Annotated in this window: 20 protein-coding genes; 12 read left to right on the top strand and 8 right to left on the bottom strand. The window is 71.8% G+C overall.

What is annotated here, in order from left to right:
* The first annotated feature begins 23 nt into the window (after nt 1–23).
* Nucleotides 24–611 carry a general stress protein gene (locus tag JOD64_RS24605; protein ID WP_204944399.1) on the top strand — a complete coding sequence of 196 codons (588 nt, stop codon included), beginning with the start codon at nt 24–26 and terminating at the stop codon, nt 609–611.
* Nucleotides 612–655: 44 nt separating this feature from the next.
* Here JOD64_RS24605 and JOD64_RS24600 read toward each other — a convergent pair whose 3' ends face one another.
* Both JOD64_RS24600 and JOD64_RS24595 read right to left on the bottom strand, forming a co-directional pair.
* Nucleotides 656–1243, bottom strand: a complete 588-nt coding sequence (locus JOD64_RS24600; protein WP_204944398.1) for a DUF1684 domain-containing protein — start codon at nt 1241–1243, stop codon at nt 656–658.
* A 33-nt stretch (nt 1244–1276) separates the two neighbouring features.
* Nucleotides 1277–1846, bottom strand: coding sequence for a TetR/AcrR family transcriptional regulator (locus JOD64_RS24595; RefSeq protein ID WP_204944397.1), 570 nt, complete (start codon nt 1844–1846; stop codon nt 1277–1279).
* Between the two features lie 59 nt (nt 1847–1905).
* Here JOD64_RS24595 and JOD64_RS24590 point away from each other — a divergent pair, with 59 nt between their 5' ends.
* The gene (locus tag JOD64_RS24590; RefSeq protein WP_204944396.1) at nt 1906–2394 is read left to right on the top strand and encodes an FBP domain-containing protein; all 489 of its coding nucleotides are present in this window, start codon (nt 1906–1908) and stop codon (nt 2392–2394) included.
* 10 nt (nt 2395–2404) lie between these two features.
* Here JOD64_RS24590 and JOD64_RS24585 read toward each other — a convergent pair whose 3' ends face one another.
* Nucleotides 2405–2938: a GNAT family N-acetyltransferase gene (locus JOD64_RS24585; protein ID WP_204944395.1), complete on the bottom strand. Its 534-nt coding sequence runs from the start codon at nt 2936–2938 to the stop codon at nt 2405–2407.
* A 156-nt stretch (nt 2939–3094) separates the two neighbouring features.
* On the opposite strand from JOD64_RS24585, the gene JOD64_RS24580 reads away from it, so the two are divergent.
* From JOD64_RS24580 to JOD64_RS24570, 3 genes are all read left to right on the top strand, one after another.
* Nucleotides 3095–3577, top strand: a complete 483-nt coding sequence (locus JOD64_RS24580; protein WP_204944394.1) for a MarR family winged helix-turn-helix transcriptional regulator — start codon at nt 3095–3097, stop codon at nt 3575–3577.
* 11 nt (nt 3578–3588) lie between these two features.
* The gene (locus tag JOD64_RS24575) at nt 3589–4575 is read left to right on the top strand and encodes a pirin family protein (RefSeq protein ID WP_204944393.1); all 987 of its coding nucleotides are present in this window, start codon (nt 3589–3591) and stop codon (nt 4573–4575) included.
* A gap of 326 nt (nt 4576–4901) precedes the next feature.
* Nucleotides 4902–6491 (top strand): phospholipase D family protein, encoded by a 1590-nt coding sequence (locus JOD64_RS24570; protein WP_204944392.1) that lies wholly within the window; start codon nt 4902–4904, stop codon nt 6489–6491.
* On the opposite strand, the gene JOD64_RS24565 is transcribed toward JOD64_RS24570, so the two are convergent.
* Nucleotides 6440–7192, bottom strand: a complete 753-nt coding sequence (locus JOD64_RS24565; RefSeq protein ID WP_204944391.1) for a hypothetical protein — start codon at nt 7190–7192, stop codon at nt 6440–6442. The two genes, JOD64_RS24570 and JOD64_RS24565, sit on opposite strands and share 52 nt — an antisense overlap.
* Nucleotides 7193–7569: 377 nt before the next feature.
* On the opposite strand from JOD64_RS24565, the gene JOD64_RS24560 reads away from it, so the two are divergent.
* On the top strand, nt 7570–8394 hold the full coding sequence (locus tag JOD64_RS24560; protein WP_204944390.1) for a SigB/SigF/SigG family RNA polymerase sigma factor: 825 nt from the start codon (nt 7570–7572) through the stop codon (nt 8392–8394).
* A gap of 115 nt (nt 8395–8509) precedes the next feature.
* Here the strand turns inward: JOD64_RS24560 and JOD64_RS24555 are convergent, their stop codons facing one another.
* The 3 genes from JOD64_RS24555 to JOD64_RS24545 are packed head-to-tail and all read right to left on the bottom strand — an operon-like array spanning nt 8510 to nt 11283.
* On the bottom strand, nt 8510–9100 hold the full coding sequence (locus tag JOD64_RS24555; protein ID WP_204944389.1) for a GNAT family N-acetyltransferase: 591 nt from the start codon (nt 9098–9100) through the stop codon (nt 8510–8512).
* Nucleotides 9097–10608, bottom strand: a complete 1512-nt coding sequence (locus JOD64_RS24550; protein WP_204944388.1) for an APC family permease — start codon at nt 10606–10608, stop codon at nt 9097–9099. The genes JOD64_RS24555 and JOD64_RS24550 overlap by 4 nt, the downstream gene beginning before the upstream one ends.
* A gap of 48 nt (nt 10609–10656) precedes the next feature.
* Nucleotides 10657–11283 carry a GOLPH3/VPS74 family protein gene (locus tag JOD64_RS24545; protein ID WP_204944387.1) on the bottom strand — a complete coding sequence of 209 codons (627 nt, stop codon included), beginning with the start codon at nt 11281–11283 and terminating at the stop codon, nt 10657–10659.
* Nucleotides 11284–11466: 183 nt separating this feature from the next.
* On the opposite strand from JOD64_RS24545, the gene JOD64_RS24540 reads away from it, so the two are divergent.
* Genes JOD64_RS24540 through hrpB form a run of 3 tightly spaced genes read left to right on the top strand, consistent with a single transcriptional unit; the run spans nt 11467 to nt 15151 of the window.
* Nucleotides 11467–12291 carry a helix-turn-helix domain-containing protein gene (locus JOD64_RS24540; protein ID WP_307813984.1) on the top strand — a complete coding sequence of 275 codons (825 nt, stop codon included), beginning with the start codon at nt 11467–11469 and terminating at the stop codon, nt 12289–12291.
* Nucleotides 12292–12333: 42 nt separating this feature from the next.
* Complete coding sequence (locus tag JOD64_RS24535; RefSeq protein WP_204944386.1) at nt 12334–12534, top strand: DUF397 domain-containing protein; 201 nt, start codon at nt 12334–12336, stop codon at nt 12532–12534.
* 28 nt (nt 12535–12562) lie between these two features.
* Nucleotides 12563–15151, top strand: coding sequence for an ATP-dependent helicase HrpB (gene hrpB, locus JOD64_RS24530; RefSeq protein ID WP_204946231.1), 2589 nt, complete (start codon nt 12563–12565; stop codon nt 15149–15151).
* Between the two features lie 8 nt (nt 15152–15159).
* Here hrpB and JOD64_RS24525 read toward each other — a convergent pair whose 3' ends face one another.
* Nucleotides 15160–15885 (bottom strand): PP2C family protein-serine/threonine phosphatase, encoded by a 726-nt coding sequence (locus JOD64_RS24525; protein WP_204944385.1) that lies wholly within the window; start codon nt 15883–15885, stop codon nt 15160–15162.
* 260 nt (nt 15886–16145) lie between these two features.
* On the opposite strand from JOD64_RS24525, the gene JOD64_RS24520 reads away from it, so the two are divergent.
* From JOD64_RS24520 to JOD64_RS24510, 3 genes are all read left to right on the top strand, one after another.
* The gene (locus JOD64_RS24520; RefSeq protein WP_204944384.1) at nt 16146–18755 is read left to right on the top strand and encodes a glycoside hydrolase family 9 protein; all 2610 of its coding nucleotides are present in this window, start codon (nt 16146–16148) and stop codon (nt 18753–18755) included.
* A 78-nt stretch (nt 18756–18833) separates the two neighbouring features.
* A complete protein-coding gene (locus JOD64_RS24515; protein ID WP_204944383.1) occupies nt 18834–19091 on the top strand; it encodes an LPXTG cell wall anchor domain-containing protein in 258 nt (85 codons plus the stop codon).
* 59 nt (nt 19092–19150) lie between these two features.
* On the top strand, nt 19151–20095 hold the full coding sequence (locus tag JOD64_RS24510; protein WP_204944382.1) for a hypothetical protein: 945 nt from the start codon (nt 19151–19153) through the stop codon (nt 20093–20095).
* Nucleotides 20096–20132: the final 37 nt, after the last annotated feature.

Here is a 20132-nt window from a genome sequence, read left to right as displayed (position 1 = left end):
GACGCTGACGAGGGAGGATGCTCATGACGTCAGCTTCGGGGCCCACCGCAGCGTGGCAGCCCGGCACACAAGGTGGCGACCTGCTTCCGTCCGGGCCGGCCGGCCGGCTGTCGACGCCGTCCGGTGACGGCCACGGGCCGGAAACCGGCCCGCCTACCGTGACGATCGGCTCGTACCCGGACTATCCGGCCGCGCAGCGGGTCGTCGACTATCTGGCCGACAACCGCTTCCCCGTGGAGCACAGCGCCATCGTCGGCACCAACCTCACCCTGGTGGAGACGGTGCTCGGGCGGATGACCACCGGCCGAGCCGGCCTGCTCGGCGCCGGTACCGGAGCCTGGTTCGGGCTCTTCATCGGTCTGCTGTTCGGCATCTTCACCGTCGGCAACTGGCTGGCCGTGATCCTGGTCGGGCTGGTCATCGGCGCGATCTGGGGTGCCGTGTTCGGTGCGGTCGCCCACGCGATGACGGGCGGGCAACGCGACTTCACCTCGGCCAGTTCACTGCGCGCCGGCCAGTACGCGGTGATCGTCGACGCGCAGCTCGCCGACCAGGCCCGACAGCTGCTGGCCCGGATCCGGACGCCCAGCCCGGCCACGAACGCCGGCTGAGCGACGATCGACCGGCCGTCCCGGCGGTACGCCGGGGCGGCCGTTCAGTCGTGGTACGCCATTTCGCCGGCCCGTAGCGGCACGTCGACCCGGTTCTCCGGCGGTGCCAGTGGGCAGGCCCAGCGGTCGTCGTACGCACAGCTCGGGTTGTAGAGATAGTTCGCGTCCAGCCGGACCCGGTCGCCGGGCAGCAGCTCGACGCCCCGGCCGAAGGTGCCCTTCACGGTGTCGGTGAGGTACCGGCCGCCACCGTAGGTCTCCTGGCCACAGGTGCCGTCGCGCAACGGCACGAACAGGCCACCTCCGTACGCCTCGATCCACCAGAGGGTCAACGGCCCCCACGGTGTCTCGGCCACCGCGACCCGTCGGTACGCGACCACGCCGTCCGGACCGCCCGTGTCGACGCGCAGCTCGCCCCTGGCCGACCGCAGCGGTGCCTCCACCACTGCGTCCGGATTGGCGGGGAAGTAGCGCACCCCGGGAAAGTCAGCTCGGTCCGCCGCCGGGATCGGGCTCTGCGGGTGGGTGGCGAAGAGCTCGTCGCGCCCCGCGCGGAACCCGGTCAGGTCGACGTCGGACAGGTACAGCCGGGCCACCCTCTCCCGCCAGTCGGCCAGCTCCAGATCATCCACGCCGTCGAGCCTATGCCGTCGCGGTGTCGCACATCAGCGTGGCGGCCAGTTGGCCAGGACGGCGTCGAGGGCGTCCAGGGTGCGGGTCCACGAGTCGTCCGTGGTGCGCGGGGTGTGCCGGAAGCCGCCAGTCTTCTCCAGGCTGACGAAGCCGTGGAACATGCTGTGCATCATCCGTACCGCGTCGGTCTGGTCGGGCTCGGCGAGCCGGTAGCCGCGCAGGATCGCCCGGGTCATCTCGGCGTGTCGGACGCCGGCGCTCGTGGCGGCCGTTTCCGGATCGAGGTCGATCTGCATGGCGGCGTACCGGCCCGGGTGCTGCCTCGCGTAGTCCCGGTACGCGTTGGCGAACGCCACCAGGGCATCCTTGCCGGCACGGCCGGCCAGGGCGGCGGCGACCCGGTCGGCCAGCTCCGCCAGTGCCAGCAGAGCGATCCTGACCCGCAGGTCCCGTGCGTTCTTGAGGTGGAAGTACAGGCTCGCGTCCTTCACACCGAACTGGCGCGCGAGCGCGGCGACCGTCACGTTCTCCAGGCCCACCTCGTCGGCCAGCTCGGCCGCGGCCAGCGCCAGGCGCTCGACGGTCACCCCCGCACGTGCCACGCAGCACACCCCAACCTAGCTCTAATAATCGTTTGCCTAAGAGGGCTAGGCTACTACCTATGTTAGCTGTAACCGAATCCGCCATCCGCAAGTCCTTCGTCAACTGCTCGCAGGGTGAGGCGAAGCGGATGGCCGTACCAAACGATCTTGAGATGCGCCCCTGGGACGACCTCGACTTCTTCGGCTGGCGGGACCCGGCGGCGCCGCAGCGGGCCTACCTGGTCACCGAATCCGACGGCAAGCTCGTCGGAGTGGTGCTACGGGCCGCGACGCACCAGATCGGGCGCGTGCGGCGCAGCATGTGCTCGCTCTGCCTGACCACGCACCTCAGCGACGGCGTCTCGTTGATGACCGCCCGCAAGGCCGGCCCGGGTGGCCGCCAGGGCGACTCGGTCGGCACATACATGTGCTCCGACCTGGCCTGCTCGCTCTATGTGCGGGGCAAGAAGCACGCCGGGCCCCCGATGCCCGAGCCGCTACCCCAGCCGGAGCGGATCGACCGCGTCAACGCCGCCCTCGCGACGTTCCTCCGCAAGGTCACCGAATGATGCCCGCGAACTAGCGGTCGGTGGCCAGGCGGGCGTGCAGGTGCTCGTCGTAGCGGCGGCCGTCGCCGTACCGGTACGACTCGCGCAGCGTCCCCTCGGCCGGGTAACCGGCCCGGTCGGCGACCCGGCAGGAGGCTGGGTTGGCTACCGCGTGACACAGCTCCACCCGGTGCAGCCCGAGATCCGCGAACGCCCAGTCGGTGAGCCGGACGACGGCGCGTACCGCCACGTGACGCCCCCGTGCCGCGGGCACCGTCCAGTAGCCGATGGAGGCGTCGCCGTCGTGGATACGGTGCAGCGACACCGAGCCCAGCAGCTTGCCGTCGGCCGCCGACGTCACCGCCATCGAGGCGTGACTGCCGGTGGACCAGTCGGCCCGGCGGCGGACCCAGAGCAGCGCGACGTCGTCGTCGATCGGATCGCCACCCTGCGGGTTCCACTGGGCGATGTCCGGGTCGCGCAGGGCATCGCGCACCGCTGGGGCGTCCTCGTCCCGCCAGGGGCGCAGCAGCAGGTCGGCGGTGGTGAGTTCCACGTGTTCCACGAGGCCGGAGTCTGGCACATCGCATCGTCACTCGCCTCTGAATTATCGCCACCTTCCTTCAAACCTGCACGACTTGGCACACGGCCTACGAGAACGTGATGCAGGCAACGCTCAAAAACGTTAGTTAAATTTTGAAAGAGTGCTACGGTCTTGGACATGACCGAGAGCCTGGACAGCATCCGAGGGGCCGCCTGGCGCGCCTACATCGAGGCCAGCCAGCGTCTCTTCACCCAGCTGGAAGAGGACCTGCGCGCCGACAGCGACCTCAGCTTCGCCGACTACCACGTGCTGGTCCTGCTCTCCGAGGCGCCGGGGCAGCGGCTGCGGATGGGCGAGCTGGCCAACCGGCTCATCTTCTCGCCCAGCCGACTGACGTACCAGATCTCCTCCATGCAGCGCCGGGGCATGGTCAGCAAGGAGCCCTGCCCGGACGACCGACGCGGCAGCGAGGCTGTGCTCACCGCCGCCGGGCTGCTCGCCCTGTCCGAAGCCGCACCCCACCATCTGGCATCGGTGCGTACCCACCTGATGGACGACCTCGACGACGCCGAGGTCGCCTGCCTCACCCGGGTCTTCGACCGACTCGGTCACCGCCTGCGGGCGGCCCAGGTCACGTCGTCCACCCACGCCACACGTTAAGGAGCCCCCCGATGCCCGCGATCACCGTCGACAACGTCGTTGTCCTGCCGCGCCTGCCCCGACTCGGCGAGAGCACCAAGTTCCGCAAGGTCCGCACGGTGACCACCGCGCCCACCGGCTTCGAGGGTGAGGGCTTCCCGGTCCGTCGAGCCTTCGCCGGGGTGTCGACCACCGACCTGGACCCGTTCATCCACCTGGACCAGATGGGCGAGGTCGACTACGCGCCGGGCGAGCCCAAGGGCACCCCGTGGCACCCGCACCGCGGCTTCGAGACCGTCACGTACATCATCGACGGCGTCTTCGACCACCAGGACTCGAACGGCGGTGGCGGCACCATCACCGACGGCGACACGCAGTGGATGACGGCGGGCAGCGGCCTGCTGCACATCGAGGCGCCGCCGGAGCACCTGGTGGTGAGCGGCGGGCTCTTCCACGGCACCCAGCTCTGGGTCAACCTGCCCCGCTCGGCCAAGATGAATCCGCCCCGCTACCAGGACATCCGGGGTCGGGAGTCGGCACTTCTCACCACGCCCGACGGCGGCGCGCTCATCCGCGTCATCGCCGGTGAGATCGCCGGGCACCGCGGCCCGGGTTCGACCTTCACCCCGATCACCATCACGCACGTCACCGTGCAGCCGGGGGCGCAGGTCGACCTGCCCTGGCAGCCCGACTTCAACGCCCTGGTGTACGTGCTCGGCGGCCGTGGCACGGTCGGCACCGACCGGCGGCCGGTGCGCACCGGCCAGCTCGCGGTGCACGGTCCGGGCGACGCGTTGCGTTTCAGCGCCGACACCGCGCAGGACAGCAACACCCCGGCACTGGACCTCTACATCATGGGCGGCAAGCCGATCCGGGAGCCCGTGGCGCAGTACGGCCCATTCGTGATGAACACCCGCGACGAGTTGGTCCAGGCGTTCGAGGACTTTCAGGCCGGACGGCTCGGCGTGATCCCCACCGAGCGGCTGCCGCACACCGGCGGTCAGGGCGCCCGGCCCTGACCACACGCAACCACTGAGATCGGCGTCGGCGCCTCCGGGTCAATCCGGGGGCGCCGACGCCGCCTCAGGAGACCGCGAAGATCCCGGCGACCCCCAGAATCACCATCACCAACACCGCTACCAGCGCACCCCGTTCGCTCTCCACCGCCGGCTCGCGGTACTCGGTCACGGGATTCGTCGTGTCGCGGGGCATAGTGTGGCCTCCTGGGCTGTTGTCGCGTCGCTTCCGATGGCGTTGGCCAGATCACCGGTCCGCCGGGCTGGCGTGCGGACCCGCGTCGGGGGTCCTACCGTGAGGACGTTGCCGACCTCCAGGGGGCTGGACGTTGCCGTCGCAGGACTGGTTCCTCACCGCGCAGGAACGCGCCAACCCGGTGTCTGGGTTACCCGTTTGGACCACGGGAAACCTCGTTGAGCCGTTGATTCACGGTGCCGCGTACTTCAACCGACTGGTCGACGAGGTGGAGGCCCTGGGCCCCGGCGACCACCTGTTCTTCACCGACTGGCGGGGTGACCCGGACCAGCGGCTGCGCCCGGACGGCCCGACCGTCGCCCAACTCTTCGCCCAGGCCGCCCAACGCGGCGTGCTGGTCAAGGGACTGATCTGGCGCTCGCACCTCGACGTGCTCGCCTACAGCGAGGTGGAGAACCGCGACCTCAGCGAGACGATCTCAGCCGCCGGCGGCGAGGTGCTGCTCGACCAGCGGGTCCGGCGCGGCGGCTCGCACCACCAGAAGCTCGTGGTGCTGCGGCACCAGGGCGCACCGGAACGGGACATCGCGTTCGCCGGCGGGATCGACCTGTGCCACAGCCGACGCGACGACGCCGCGCACCACGGCGACCCGCAGCCGGTGCAGATGTCCCCCCGGTACGGACCCAACCCGCCCTGGCACGACGTGCAGGTCGCGGTGCGCGGCCCGGTCGTCGGCGCGTTGGACACCCTGTTCCGGGAACGCTGGACCGACCCGATGCCACTGGACTCGGAGAATCCGATGGCCCACCTGCGGGATCGGTTGCGCGGCGCGGACCTGCGCCCCGACCCGCTGCCCGAGCAACCGGCCGATCCGCCGGCCTGCGGGCCGCACCAGATCCAGGTGCTGCGCACCTACCCCGCCGTCCGCCCGCGCTACTCGTTCGCACCCGACGGCGAGCGCACCGTGGCCCGGGGTTACACCAAGGCGGTACGCCGCGCCCGCCGACTCATCTACCTGGAGGACCAGTACCTCTGGTCGGCCGAGGTGGCGGACCTGTTCGCACGTGCGCTGCGAGCCAATCCGGAGCTGCACCTGATCGCCGTCGTGCCCCGACACCCGGACGTGGACGGCAGGCTGGCGCTGCCGCCGAACATGGTCGGGCGCGAGCAGGCGCTGTCGTTGTGCGAGCGGGCCGCCCCGGACCGGGTGCACGTCTTCGACGTGGAGAACCACGCCGGCGACCCGGTCTACGTGCACGCGAAGGTGTGCGTGGTCGACGACGTCTGGGCCAGCGTGGGCAGCGACAACTTCAACCGCCGATCCTGGACGCACGACAGCGAGTTGTCCTGCGCGGTGCTCGACGACACCCGCGACCAGCGGGAGCCCACCGACCCCGCGGGTCAGGGCGATGGCGCGCGGGCCTTCGCGCGGGACCTGCGACTGCGACTCTGGCGCGAGCACCTGGACCGTGACCCGGCCGGTGCGGACGACGCCGACCTGCTCGACCCGGCGGACGCCGTCGCGGCGGTCACGGCCGCCGCCGACGCGCTGCAACGGTGGTACGACGACGGCCAGGTCGGCGAGCGGCCACCCGGACGGCTGCGTCCGCACCGCCCCGAGCGGCTGCCGTGGTACACCCGGGCCTGGGCGTTGCCGGTGTACCGGCTGGTCTACGACCCGGACGGCAGGCCGCTGCGAGCGAGGTTGGCCGGCACCTGGTGAGCTGACCGGGTCGGCTCCGCCGCGTCGACGACCGGGTGCACGCTCAGCCCACCGGGGTAGGCGAACGAGGAGCGCGGCGAGTAGTAGCCGAAGCCGATGCTCAGCGGGTTGGCCGGGCGGAGCGCGTACATCGGATGCCCGGGCTGGAGGAACTCCACCGACTCGATCTCGAACGGGGCGACCGGCTCGGCGACGAAGGGGTAGACCGAGCTGAGGAGTTGGCCGTCGCGGCGCGTGAAGTAGCGGTGGTGGCCACTGCTGATCACATGGCCGGTCTCCCCCACTCGGCACCGTGCGCGGATCAACGGCGTTCCGTCGATCTCCGTCTCGGAGAGCAGGTCCTCGCCGTTGAGGTCGAACCGGGTTCTTCCGGTGACCACCGGGGCACCGCGAGCGGCAGCGTACTCCCGGACGCGCCGGCTGGAGGCCACGTAGGTGGTCCACCAGCCGCCCGGGTTGAGCCCGCCGGGCGCATCGACGCCCAGCAGCGATATGCCGAGGTACGTGAGTGAGTACGCGCCGAAGCCGGAGGTCTGTGTCTCGTCCTCGACGATGTACTGGTTGAGGAACACCTGCCGGTCGGGGCGGGGGCGCAGCCCGGGCGGTACCAGTGCGCTGACCGCGTCCGGATCGGCCGGGAGCCAGCTGAAGAAGAGCGTTTGACTGTTCACGACGAGCTGGGGAGCGGCTGGATCGAGCACGGTGCCTCCGAAAACCGGATGTGTACACGCGACGCTACGGCGGGTCCCGCCAGCGGGACAACGACGGATAGGCGACACTCCTGCCCCGATGTCGGATTTCATGTTGACCGCTCGGCCGAGCCGAGGTGACCGACCGGCGAGGCGGGTGGCCGACCGGCGGCAGGGCATGGCCGGAAAACGGGGTAAGGGCGATCACAACCCGCTCAACTTCTGCCCTGTTTGCGCCTTTTGTAGCTCAACACACCTTAAGTACATCAGCCTTTCGGCTAGATTTCGGGGAGACGATCAGGTTAAGGTGAGTCCCGAACGGCCCATTGAAAGTTAAACCAAAGCGTCACACCTTTTTGTCCGCGGACGAGGTGCAGGGAGGACCACCCATGACCGCGCCAACGATCACCGAGCAGCGGAGCACCGCTGCCAAGGCCACCCCCAAACTTGACCCGCGCGCTCTCACCGACAGCGCCGCAGACCTGCTGAACGCGATGGCCGCGCTGCCCGCGAACCACCCGTCCCGGTCCGCACTGCGGGACCGGGCGATCGAAGCGTGGCTGCCCCTGGCCAACCACCTGGCCCACCGCTACAGCGGGCGCGGCGAGCCGACCGACGACCTGGCCCAGACCGCCGCGGTCGGTCTGATCAAGGCCATCGACAAGTTCGACCCGTCCCGCGGCGTCGACTTCGCCGGGTACGCGATCCCCACCATCATCGGCGAGCTCAAGCGGCACTTCCGGGACCGCACCTGGGACATCCGGGTGCCCCGCCGCCTCCAGGAGCTGCGGCTGGCCATCTCCGACGCCAACAGCTCGCTGCTGCAGACCCTCGGCCGTTCGCCGACGGTCGCCGACATCGCCGCCCACCTCAAGCTCACCGAGGAAGAGGTGCTGGAAGGCCTGGAAGGCGCCCGCGCGTACAACGCGGTGTCGCTGTCCACCCCGACCGGTGACGGCGAGCGCGCCACCGAGCTGGGCGACATGCTCGGCGGCGAGGACAGCGAGTTCGAGTTGGCTGAGCTGCGCGTCGCCCTCGGCCCGGCGCTGGCCACCCTCGACGAGCGCGAGCAGAAGATCCTCACGCTGCGCTTCTACGGCAACCTGACCCAGTCGCAGATCGCCGACCAGATCGGTGTCTCGCAGATGCACGTCTCGCGGCTGCTGACCCGGGCGCTGACCAAGCTGCGCGGCCAGCTCGACGGCACGTACTGAGTAGTTGGTTCATGCGAGAGGGCCGGGTCCGTCGGACCCGGCCCTCTCGCGTGCCCGCGTTGTCACGCGCACGTGACGCACCTGGGAAGGGGCCCCTCCGAGCGTCAGCGGAGGGTCACCGGCCGACCGGCTCCCGCCACATCGGCCAGAACGGCGTGCCGTCGGGCACCCGGAACGGCTCACCGGCCAGGTATCCGTGCCTGGCATACAGGTCCCGGCTGCGCGGGCTGCTCGCCTCGAGGTACGCCGGCATCCCGTTGGCATCCAGCCAGGCGTGGTGCTCCCGCATCAGAGCGCTGCCCAGCCCCTGCCCCTGCCGGCCCGGCTCGGTAGCCAGGAATGCGAGGTGGTGATGATCCGGATGCGGGTGATTCGCCGCGAACAGGTCGTCGAGATGCTGGAACCGGTCGGTCCACTCGCCACAGGCGGCGGCCAGTCGAGCGTCGTAGTCGGCCGGCGGCGGGGGCGGCTCACCGACCGACGTGAACCAGACCGCGACCGAGGCCCGGTCCGCGGTGGCGTACACCATGCCGTGCCGCATCGCGTGCCCGACCAGAATCTCGAAGTCCCCCGCCAGCACGGCCTCCCGTTTGCTCGCGTCGGGCACCAGCCAGTACGTCACCTCAAGAGCGGTGAACGCCTCGGCGATCCGGTTGGCCACCAGGCTGGTCTCCTCCGGCCCGAGGCGCTCGATGGTCACGCTCATCGGGTCACCTCCGCCGTGGTCGGCGCCTCCGGCTTGACGGCTGCGGCGGCGCTCGCCGCGCCGAGGCCGATCCGGGCGTACGTGTCGGGCCGGTTGCCGCGCAGCACCAGCGCCCAGCCGATGCCCAGCACGGCCGCCACCGGGTACACGGCGGGCAGCGCCCAGCGCAGGGTGGAGTCCGGCGCGACGCCGAGCAGGTTGGCGAAGTTCGAGACGGCCAACCAGATGATCACGAAGAGCGCGATGGTTGCGGCACCGGGTGCGACGACCCGCCGCCAGAGGTTCTCGCCGCCGCCGGAGCGGGCGAAGTAGACGATCACCGCCACCGAGGTGGTGGCGATCAGCAGCAGTACGCCGAACCCGCCGGTGGTGCCGCCCCAGAAGAACAACTTGACCACCGGGTCCCAGCCGTTGACCGCGTACAGCAGGATGACCACCAGACCGAGGACGCTCTGCGCGACCGAGGCGGCGCGTGGGGCCCCGGTACGGACCGAGGTCTGCCCGAACACCGCGGGCAGCACCCGCTCCCGACCGAGCGCGAACGTGTAGCGGGCCGTGGTGTTGTGGAACGAGATCATCGCGGCGAGCACGGAGGTCAGGAAGAGCGCCTGCCCGATGGTGACGGCGGTGTCGCCGAGTTGGGCGGCGGCCAGGTTGAAGATCAGCCCGACGCTCTGCTCGCCGGCCTGCGCGACGATCTGGTCCGGCCCGACGGCCACCGTCATGGTCCACGACGACAGCGCGTACAGCCCGGCGATGATCGCCACCGAGAGGTAGGTGGCAAGCGGAACCGTCCGCTTCGGGTCCTTGCTCTCCTCGCTGAAGACGACGGCGGACTCGAAGCCGACGAAGCCGAGGATGGCCAGCACCAGCACCGCGCCGACCCCGGGCACGAAGAGGTTGTCCGGCGAGAACGCGGCGAAGCTGACCTGACCGTCGGCCGGGTTGCCGATCTGCCCCAGGTCGAAGATGAGGATCACGACGATCTCGGCGATCAACAGCGCGGCCAGGACCAGGCCGTTGAGGTCCACCCGGAGCAGGCCGAGCAGACCGACCACCGCCCACGCCACCAGGGCCACGACGGCCCAGTGCGGGTGCCCGCCGAAGATCCGGTCGAGCACCGGTTCGGCGGCGACACCGATGGTGCCGTACAGCCCGACCTGCAGCGCGTTGTACGCGATCAGTGCGACCCAGGCGGCGCCGACGCCGGCCGGTCGGCCCAGTCCACGGGAGATGTAGGCGTAGAAGGCGCCGGCGTTCTCCACCCTGCGGGACATCGCCACGTAGCCCACCGAGAACAGCGCGAGCACCGCGGCGACAAGCAGGAAGGCCAGCGGGATGCCGGTCACCCCGATGACGCCGTAGCCGGTGGTGACGACGCCGGCCACCACGGTCAGCGGGGCGGCGGCGGAGAGCACGAAGAAGATCACCGAGGGGATGCCGAGACGGCCTCGGGCCAGGGCTTCGGAGACGTTGCTGGGTCGGTCGACTGTCGATGTCGGGGGCATACGACTACTCCGGTCGTCGAGGGGAGGGGGTAGGGGGTTACCGGGGGATCACGGGACGCCACGCAGCACGGCGGCGCCGACGGCAGCCTCGGTGTGCCCGACGAGTTCCTTCAGGGGTGCCGGCAGCGCGGGGATGAGGACGTTCAGCCGGTGGTGCGCGCGGGGGCCAGCGCTCCACAGCACCTCACGGGTCAGCCCCGCGGCCACGACCAGGCCCAGCAGGAGTGCGTCCGGCACGCTCGGTGGGTCCGGCCGGTCCAGCAGGGCCCGCAGCCGGGTGGCCGGCCAGGCCACCGCGTTGAGGTCGATCGGCAGGTAACTGACCGAGGTGCGCAGCAGCCGGCGGCTCTCCTGGCGGCGCAGCACGCCGGCGCGGGCCAGCCGCTCCCCGACCGAGGTCGTCGCGCTCTGCGCCAGGAAGCTGAGCCAGGTACGCAGTTCCTGGTGCTGGGACTCGCCGATGAGCTGGTCGAGCACGGTGTGCGCCAGCGCGTCGGCCGGCGGTCGCCGGTCGATGACGGTGACCCGCCCGGACGAGACGGTGATGTGTCCGTAGAGGAGCAGCTCGCCGAGCAGCCCGCTCGCCAACCCGAGTCCGGTCGCCGCCGGATGCAGTTTGGCCTTGCCACGACTGTCGTTGTGCGCGATCAGAAAGAACTCGTCGGCGATGAGCAACGGTCCTCCCACACAGGTGTGTCCACAGTGATCGCGACCGGGAAAGGATGCACCGACAGCTACTGCAACGCAACTCCCAGATTTGATAGTTGCACTCCGTGCACGCGCGACCTGCGGATCTTGTCGTGGCAGACTCAGACGGTGACCGCCTCCCCCGCCATCCGACCCGCCGCCAGCCCTACCGTGCGCCGTCGACGCATCGCCAGGGAGCTCCGCCAGCTTCGGGAACGCGAGGGCATGACGCTCGATGTGGCCGCCCGCCAGCTCGACATGTCGAAGAGCAATCTCTCCCGGATCGAGAACGCGCAGATCGGCATCAAGCCGCGCGACGTCCGGGCGGCGCTCGCGCTGTACCAGGTGACCGGTGCGGACGCCGAGGCGCTGATCGAGATCGCCCGAGGGGCACAGCAGCGCGGCTGGTGGCAGAACTACAGCGACGTGTTGCCCGAGTGGTTCGAGTTCTACGTCGGGCTGGAGGCCGAGGCGGCGGCGCTGCGCTCGTACGAGGCCGAGTCGGTGCCCGGGCTGTTCCAGACCGAGGCGTACGCGCGGGAGATCTTCCGACGCACCGCGGGCGAGGACGGCCTGGAGCGCAAGGTCGCCGCCCGGCTGCGCCGCCAGGAGGTGCTGAGCCGCGAGGACCCGGTCCAGTTGTCGATGGTCCTCAACGAGGCGGTGCTGCTGCGCCCGGTCGGCGGTGCTGCGGTGATGGCCGAACAGCTGGTCCACATGAGTCGCATCGCGCAGTTACCGAACGTGACAATCCAGGTACTTCCATTCGCGGTTGGTGGGCATCCCGCGATGAGCACCCCGTACGTGATCCTCAACTTCGCCGATGCCGCCGACGCCTCCGTGGTTTACCTGGATAACCTCACGATGGGACTGGCGCTGGAGGAAGCCGATCATGTGCTCGGGTATAGCCTTCTGCACGAGGAGCTATGCCGGATGGCGCTCGATCCAGCGGCGTCGTTGACCCGTCTTGAGCAGGCTTCTCGTAACTTTGCGTGACCGCTTCGGCGGCACGCCGACGCAGACGAGAGGTTTACGGGGATGACGGCGTACGACCCGACCCGAGCGGACTGGCGCACCAGCACGCGCAGCAGTGGCAACGGCAACTGCGTGGAGGTCGCGACATCCGACGGTCAGGTCGCTGTCCGGGACAGCAAGGACCGCTCCGGCCCGGTGCTCGCCTTCGGCCCGGCGGCCTGGCGGGCCTTCGTGCTCGGCGTCGGCGAGGTCCGTCGCCACTGAGGCACCCACGGCGGTGCGAGACTGGGCCGTGCTCTCCGACGTAACCCTGGACCTGCCGGTACGCCCGGTGCTGCCGGCGCTGATCGCGGCGCTCGACGCGGCCGGGGCCGGCGTCCTGGTCGCCCCGCCGGGCACCGGCAAGACCACTCTCGCACCGCTGGCCGTGGCCGACCGGGTGACCGGTCGGGTGGTGATCGCCCAACCCCGCCGGGTGGCGGCCCGCGCCGCCGCACGGCGAATGGCCGAGCTGCTCGGCGAGCGGGTCGGCGAACGCGTCGGCTACGCGGTCCGCGGGGAGCGCCGGGTCGGCCCGACGACGCGGGTGGAGGTGGTCACCACCGGCCTGCTGGTCCGGCGGCTGCACCACGACCCGGAGCTGCCCGGCACCGGCGCCGTGCTGCTCGACGAGGTCCACGAACGTCAACTCGACGCCGACCTCGCGTTGGCCTTCACCGTGGAGGCCCGGGCCACCCTCCGACCGGACCTGTGGCTGCTGGCGATGTCGGCAACCCCGGACACCGACCGGTTCGCCGCGCTGCTCGGCGGGTCGACCCCGGCCCCGGTGGTGCGGGCCGACTCGGCGCTGCACCCGGTGCGGCGGATCTGGGCACCGCCGGCCCGCCCGATCGCCCCGCCCGGGGCCGGGCCGGTGGACCGGGCCCTGCTCGACCACGTGGCCGCCACCGTCCGCCGGGCGCTGCGCGAGCACGACGGCGACGTGCTGGTCTTCCTGCCCGGGGCCGGCGAGATCGCGGCGGTCACCGGCCGGCTGGCCGACCTGCGGGACACCGTGGCGCTGCTGCCGCTGCACGGCCGTCAACGCGGCACCGAGCAGGACGCTGCTCTGCGTCCCGCTGATCGACGGCGGGTGGTGCTGGCCACCGCGCTGGCCGAGACCAGCCTGACCGTCCCGGGCGTACGGGTCGTGGTGGACGCCGGGCTGTCCCGGGTGCCCCGCATCGACCTGGCCCGCGGGCTGGGTGCGCTCGTCACCGTGCCGGTCTCCCGGGCCGCCGCCACCCAGCGGGCTGGCCGGGCCGGCCGGGAGGCCCCCGGCTACGTCTATCGCTGCTGGTCCGCGGCGACCCACGAGCGGCTACCCGCCCGGGCCGAGCCGGAGGTCGCCACCGCCGACCTGACCGGCTTCGCGCTGGAGCTGGCTGCCTGGGGCCGGCCGGACGGTGTCGGGCTCGCGCTGCCCGACGTGCCACCCGCCCCCGCGATGACGGTGGCCCGGGACACCCTGCAAACCCTGGGCGCGGTCGACACCGACGGTCGGATCACCCCACGAGGCCGGGCGATCGCCGCCGCCGGCGCGCACCCACGGTTGGCCCGGGCGCTGCTCGACGGCGCCGGTCGGGTCGGCGCCGACCGGGCCGCCGAGGTGGTCGCCCTGCTCGCCGAGGAGAGCGCGGCCGGCCCCGGAGACGACCTGGTCGCCGGTTGGCGTCGGCTGCGCACCGGCGTCGACGCGGGCGCGACCGCCCGCTGGCGCACCGAGGTACGCCGTCTGCGCGCGGCGTTGCCCGCCGGCTCCCCGCCCGCCGGCCGACCCGGAGGCAGCCGCGCCGAAGGCAGCCGCGCCGACCGAGGGGGCGGCCCGGAGACCGGGGGCCGGGTCGGCTCGGGTGGGCTGAGCGACGATCTCGCCGCCGGGCTGCTCGTCGGTCTCGCGTACCCGGAACGGTTGGCGCGGGTGCGACGGCCGGGCGGATCGGCGTACCTGATGACCGGCGGCACCGCCGCGGAGCTGGCGGCCGGGTCGGGCCTGGCCGGGTCCGACTGGCTGGCGGTGGCCGTCGCGGACCGCAAGCCCGGCGCGCCGTCGGCCCGGATCCGCCGGGCCTCGCCGGTGGACGAGGCGACGGCCCGGGAGGCGGCCGGCCCGCTGCTGCGCACGAGCCGCGAGGTCGGCTGGTCCGACGGTGACGTGGTGGCGCGGGAGGTGACCCGGCTGGGCGCGATCGAGCTGTTCCAACGGCGGCTGGACCGGCCGGACCGGGCGGAGGTGGCGGCAGCGTTGCTGACCGGTCTTCGCCAGGAGGGGCTGGGGCTGCTGACCTGGACGCCGGCGGCGCGGGCACTGCGCGAGCGGCTCGCGTTCCTCCGGCACCACCTGGGCTCGCCGTGGCCGGATGTCGGCGACGAGGCGTTGTTCGAGGCCGCACCGACCTGGCTGGGCCCGGAGTTGGCCGCCGGCCGGCGCCGGGCCGACCTGGCCCGGGTGGACGTCACGTCGGCGCTGCGCCGGCTGCTGCCCTGGGCGCAGGCCGCCCGCCTGGACGAGCTGGCCCCGGAGCGGATCGAGGTGCCGAGCGGTTCTCGGGTCCGGCTGGACTACACCGACCCGGCCGCGCCGGTGCTCGCCGTGAAGCTTCAGGAGACGTTCGGCTGGTCGGCGGCCCCCCGCGTCGGCGGCGGGCGCGCGCCGGTGCTGCTGCACCTGCTCTCCCCCGCGGGCCGGCCGGTGGCGGTCACCGCTGACCTGGAGTCGTTCTGGCGTACCGGCTACCCGCAGGTCCGCGCCGAGTTGCGCGGGCGCTATCCCCGGCACCCGTGGCCGGAGGATCCGGGAACGGCGACGCCCACCCGGCACGCCGCGCCACGCCGACGCTGAGCGCCGGCCTACTCCTCCAGAACGTCGGCCACCACCACGGTGACGTTGTCCGGTGCGCCGGCGTGCAGTGCCAGGTCTATCAGCTTGCCCGTACAGGCGGCCGGGTCCGGGTAGTCGGTCAGCACCTCGGTGAGGGTGTCCGGGCGGACGACGTTGGAGAGGCCATCGCTGCACAGCAGCCACCGGTCGCCGGCCCGGGGCACCATCGTCGAGTACGACGGCGTGACCTCGTCGCCCTGCAGTGCCTGGGTGACGACTGCTCGGCGCGGGTGACTACTTGCCTGGTCGGGGGTTATCACGCCCTGGTCCACCAGCATCTGGACGAACGTGTCGTCCCGGGTGACCTGCTTGAGCACGCCCTCGCGGAACAGGTAGGCCCGGGAGTCGCCGACGTGCGCGAGGGCCAGGCAACTGCCAGTCCGGGCGAAGAGCAGGGCGGTCAGTGTGGTGCCCATGCCCTGGCGCTCGGGATCCTCGGCGACCGCCTGGCGGATCCTGGAGGTGGCCAACGCGATGCCCCCTTCGAGCGCGGCCACCAGGGCATCCTCGGGGGTCTCCACGTCCAGCGGGGCGACCGCGTCGATGGTGAGGGCGCTGGCCAGGTCACCGGCGGCCATCCCGCCCATGCCGTCGGCGACGGCGACGAGCCAGTTGCCGGCGTGCAGGGCGTCCTGGTTTCCGCTGCGGATCAGCCCACGGTCGCTCGTTCCCACGGAACGCAGCTTCAGGGTCATGGGAGGCAGCCTGCCAGGCGAAGGGCGCAGTTGTCTCTAGGAGATCAGGACGACGGCGAGTCGCGCGGCCAATCTCACGTCCTCTGCGTCCGCGCGTCGGTGCCCACTCGGGAGTCGGCGACCCTCGTCGGATGCCAGAACCCATCCAGCCAGATCAATTGACATGGCGAACCGGCGCTGGAAACATCGAGCCGGTACCTGGGAGCGCTCCCAGGTTCGGCCACCCCGCCGTCCCACTTCCCGTCCCGGAAGGACTCCCCGTGACGCCATCCCGACGCCGCCTCCTGCTGGCCGCGGCGACAACCCTGGCCCTCACCGGCGCCGGCGCCGGCGCGGCCCATGCCGACCCGCCACCGGACGCCCCCGAGCAGATCGACAACGGCGACTTCAGCGCCGGAGTTAGCCCCTGGTTCTCCTTCGGCACCGGCGCGCTGGCGGTCACCGACGGCCAACTCTGCACCACAGTCGCGGGCGGGCTGGCCAACCCGTGGGACGCCGGCATCGGCCAGGACGGCGTGCCGCTGATCGCCGGCGCCGAATACACCCTCGGCTTCGCCGTCTCCGCCACTCCCGGCACCGCGGTCAAGGCCGTGTTGCAGCTCGGCAGCGCCCCCTACACCACCTACGCGGCCGTGGACGCCACCGCGACCGGCACCATCCAGCGGGTCGAGCAGACCTTCACCGTCCCGGAAGACAACCCCAACGCCCAGCTGATCTTCCAGGTCGGCGGTGCCGCCCAGGCGCAGACCATCTGCCTGGACGACGTCTCGCTGCGCGGCGGTGAACCACCTGAGCCGTACGAGCCGGACACCGGGCCACGGGTGCGCGTCAACCAGGTCGGTTATCTGCCCGGCGGCCCGAAGAACGCCACCGTCGTCACCGACGCCACCGAGGCGCTGCCCTGGCAGCTTCGCTCGGCCGCCGGCACCGTCGTGGCCAGTGGCACCACCACGGCACGTGGCGTCGACGCCGCCTCCGGGCAGAACGTGCAGACCGTCGACTTCTCCAGCTACCGCACCCCCGGCACCGGGCTGACCCTCACCGTCGACGGCGAGACCAGCCACCCGTTCGACATCTCCGGCGCTGTCTACGACCAACTGCGCTCCGACTCGTTGCAGTTCTTCTACGCCCAGCGCAGCGGCATCGCCATCGACGGCGACCTGATCGGCGACGAGTACGCGCGCCCCGCCGGCCACCTCGGCGTGGCACCCAACCAGGGCGACACCAACGTGCCCTGCCAGCCGGGTGTCTGCGACTACTCCCTCGACGTGCGCGGCGGCTGGTACGACGCCGGCGATCACGGCAAGTACGTGGTCAACGGCGGCATCGCCACCTACCAGCTGTTGAACACGTTCGAGCGGACCAGGACGGCGGCCACCGCCAACGGCGGCGCGGAACTCGCCGACGGCACGCTGCGGGTGCCCGAGCGCGACAACGGGGTGCCGGACATCCTCGACGAGGCCCGCTGGGAGCTGGAGTTCCTGCTGCGCATGCAGGTGCCGGCCGGCAAGCCCCTCGCCGGCATGGTCCACCACAAGATCCACGACCAGAACTGGACCGGCCTGCCGCTCGCCCCGCAGGACGACCCGCAGCCGCGCGAGCTGCACCCACCGTCGACCGCGGCCACTCTCAACCTGGCCGCCACCGCCGCCCAGTGCGCCCGGCTCTTCGCCCCCTACGACGCGGCGTTCGCGACCCGCTGCGGCACGGCCGCGAAGACGGCCTACGCAGCGGCCAAGGCCCACCCGGCGGTGTACGCCAGCCCGACCGACGGCACCGGCGGCGGCGCGTACGACGACACCGGAGTCACCGACGAGTTCTACTGGGCGGCGGCCGAGCTGTACCTGACCACCGGTGCGCAGAACTACCTGGCCGACCTGACCGCCTCGCCGCACCACACCGGGAACGTGTTCGACCCACGTGGCTTCGGCTGGCAGAGCGTTGCCGCGCTGGGCCGCCTCGACCTGGCCACCGTGCCGAACGCGCTGCCCGCCGCCGATCTGGCCCGGGTCCGCGCCTCGGTCACCGCCGCCGCCGACGCGTACCTCGCCGAGCTGCGCCGGCAGGCGTACGGGCTGCCGATGCCCGGGGACGCCAACAGCTACTTCTGGGGTGGCAACAGCAACGTCATCAACAACGCGGTCGTGCTGGCCACCGCCTTCGACCTGACCCGCAACCCCGCCTACCGGGACGGGGCCGTGCAGGCGATGGATTACATCTTCGGCCGTAACGCGCTGAACATCTCGTACGTCACGGGCTGGGGCGAGCACGCCGCCCAGAACCAGCACAGCCGGATCTTCGGCCACCAGCTCGACCCGAACCTGCCCCGCCCGCCCGCCGGCTCCCTCGCCGGCGGCCCGAACGCTGCCCTGCAGGACCCGTTCGTGGCACAACTGCTCGCGGGCTGCAAGCCGATGTTCTGCTACGTCGACGACATCAACTCGTACTCGACCAACGAGGTGGCGATCAACTGGAACTCGGCACTGGCCTGGATCTCCTCGTTCCTGGCCGACCAGGGTGACGCCGGCGCGGTGCCCGCCACCACCTGCGCGGTGAAGTACAGCAACTACGGCGCCTGGCAGGGCGGCACCGGGTTCACCGCCCAGCTGACCATCCGCAACACCGGTGCCACGACCGTCAACGGCTGGAGCGTGCGGTTCGCGTTCACCGGCGACCAGCGGGTACGCGAGGCGTGGCTGGCGAAGGTCACCCAGGCCGGTTCGACGGTGACCGCACGCAACGAGTCGCACAACGCGCGGATCACACCCGGCGGCACGGTGACGTTCGGCTTCAACGCGACGACCACCGGCGGCGCCAACCCCAACCCAGGGCTGATCACCGTCAACGGTGGGGCCTGCGCCCTCTCCTGACCGACGCTCGTCAGGCCGGTGGCCTCCGGCAGTGGAGGCCACCGGCTCGGGTGGACCCACCCACCTACCATCGCAGGCGTGGATGGAGCGGCGTGGATCTTGCTCGGGGGCGGCGCCCTGCTGCTCACCGGGTTGCTGATCTTCGTGCTGCGGCGGCGTCGTACCCCGTCCGACGGACCCGACGAGGCGATGCGCCGGGCCCGACAGGCGATCCGGGAGAGCGGGCACGCCCAGCGCCGCCAGCACCGCGGCAGCCTGCGCGGCAAGGGGTACGGCGGGGATGATGGCCGGGCGTACGACGCCGGCTTCACCAGCGGCTCCGACGGCGCACCCTGAGGTCCGACCCCCACCAAAACACGTGGACCCGACCCGCCGCATGGGCCATGGTGACGGCCATGGATCGTGGCGAACTGACCGGCGCGGAGCGTCGGGTGTGGGCGGCGATGCCCGCGGGGACGAGGGACGCGCTGGCCGGCCTACCCAGCGCAGATCTGCGCACCCTGCTGCTGACCGTGGCGCGTGACCGTGCAGCCACCGTCCGCCCCGCCGACGTGGTTCGCCGCTGGCGCGAGGATCGCTTCGTCCGCCCGGCCCACGTCGACCCGCGCGCGCTCGCCCAGGTCGAAGCGCGAATGTGGCAACTCCTGCCCGCCGACGTCTCCGGAGTGGAACTGTCCCCGGTCGTACCCATGGGCACCTGCTCATCGGCCGCACCGGTCAGTCAGAACAGGATCGTCACCACCATGCGCGCCAGCGAGGTGCTGAGCGATCCCACCAACGCCCTCGCGATCGAGGCGGCCCTGCGTCGCCGCCGACGTGGCGAGGTCCACCTTGCCGCCGCCCACCGGGTGCTGCGGGCGCAGGACTTCGGCCCAGAAGTGTCGGCGCACTTCCGGCTCTTCGCCCTGGTGTCCAGCGCCCGGGACGCTGGCTCGGGTGTCACACCGGCGCGGCTGCTGATCCGGCACCTCACCTACTGGCGGACCGTCCTCGCCGAACTGGCACCGACGGCCGCGCCCCAACTGCACGTCACGGTCCTCGACGACAAGGTCATCCGGGAGCGACTGGTCGATACCGTCCGACCGGCACTGGACGGCGGCCCGGTGCCGCTCGTGGACGAGCCGGAGCGTACGCGCGGCCGGGGCTACTACACCGGCTGCGCCCTACGGATCACCGTCCTCGGCGGCGGCCTGGAGATAGGCGACGGCGGCCTCACCGACTGGACCGCCCGACTGAACGGCGACGCCAAGGAACGCTGTCTCGTCTCCTGCCTCGCCACCGAACGCCTCGTCGCCCACTCCGGCCGGCCTGCCGTCACGCCGCAGCGCGACCGCCAGTGACGTCGACACGGGCGCCAGCCGAATCCGGCGGGAGGCC

Source organism: Micromonospora luteifusca, from assembly GCF_016907275.1.
Taxonomy (GTDB): Bacteria; Actinomycetota; Actinomycetes; order Mycobacteriales; family Micromonosporaceae; genus Micromonospora; species Micromonospora luteifusca.
The sequence above is the reverse complement of the archived record's forward strand: the minus strand, read 5'-3'. Positions and strand labels throughout refer to the sequence as shown.

Bases quoted from the DNA above. Each gene is read 5' to 3' on its own strand.
- JOD64_RS24525 (WP_204944385.1), bottom strand. From the start codon at position 15,885: ATGACCCTGAAGCTGCGTTCCGTGGGAACGAGCGACCGTGGGCTGATC.
- JOD64_RS24580 (WP_204944394.1), top strand. From the start codon at position 3,095: ATGACCGAGAGCCTGGACAGCATCCGAGGGGCCGCCTGGCGCGCCTAC.
- JOD64_RS24555 (WP_204944389.1), bottom strand. From the start codon at position 9,100: ATGAGCGTGACCATCGAGCGCCTCGGGCCGGAGGAGACCAGCCTGGTG.
- JOD64_RS24605 (WP_204944399.1), top strand. From the start codon at position 24: ATGACGTCAGCTTCGGGGCCCACCGCAGCGTGGCAGCCCGGCACACAA.
- JOD64_RS24575 (WP_204944393.1), top strand. From the start codon at position 3,589: ATGCCCGCGATCACCGTCGACAACGTCGTTGTCCTGCCGCGCCTGCCC.
- JOD64_RS24510 (WP_204944382.1), top strand. From the start codon at position 19,151: ATGGATCGTGGCGAACTGACCGGCGCGGAGCGTCGGGTGTGGGCGGCG.
- JOD64_RS24550 (WP_204944388.1), bottom strand. From the start codon at position 10,608: ATGCCCCCGACATCGACAGTCGACCGACCCAGCAACGTCTCCGAAGCC.
- JOD64_RS24590 (WP_204944396.1), top strand. From the start codon at position 1,906: ATGTTAGCTGTAACCGAATCCGCCATCCGCAAGTCCTTCGTCAACTGC.
- JOD64_RS24560 (WP_204944390.1), top strand. From the start codon at position 7,570: ATGACCGCGCCAACGATCACCGAGCAGCGGAGCACCGCTGCCAAGGCC.
- JOD64_RS24535 (WP_204944386.1), top strand. From the start codon at position 12,334: ATGACGGCGTACGACCCGACCCGAGCGGACTGGCGCACCAGCACGCGC.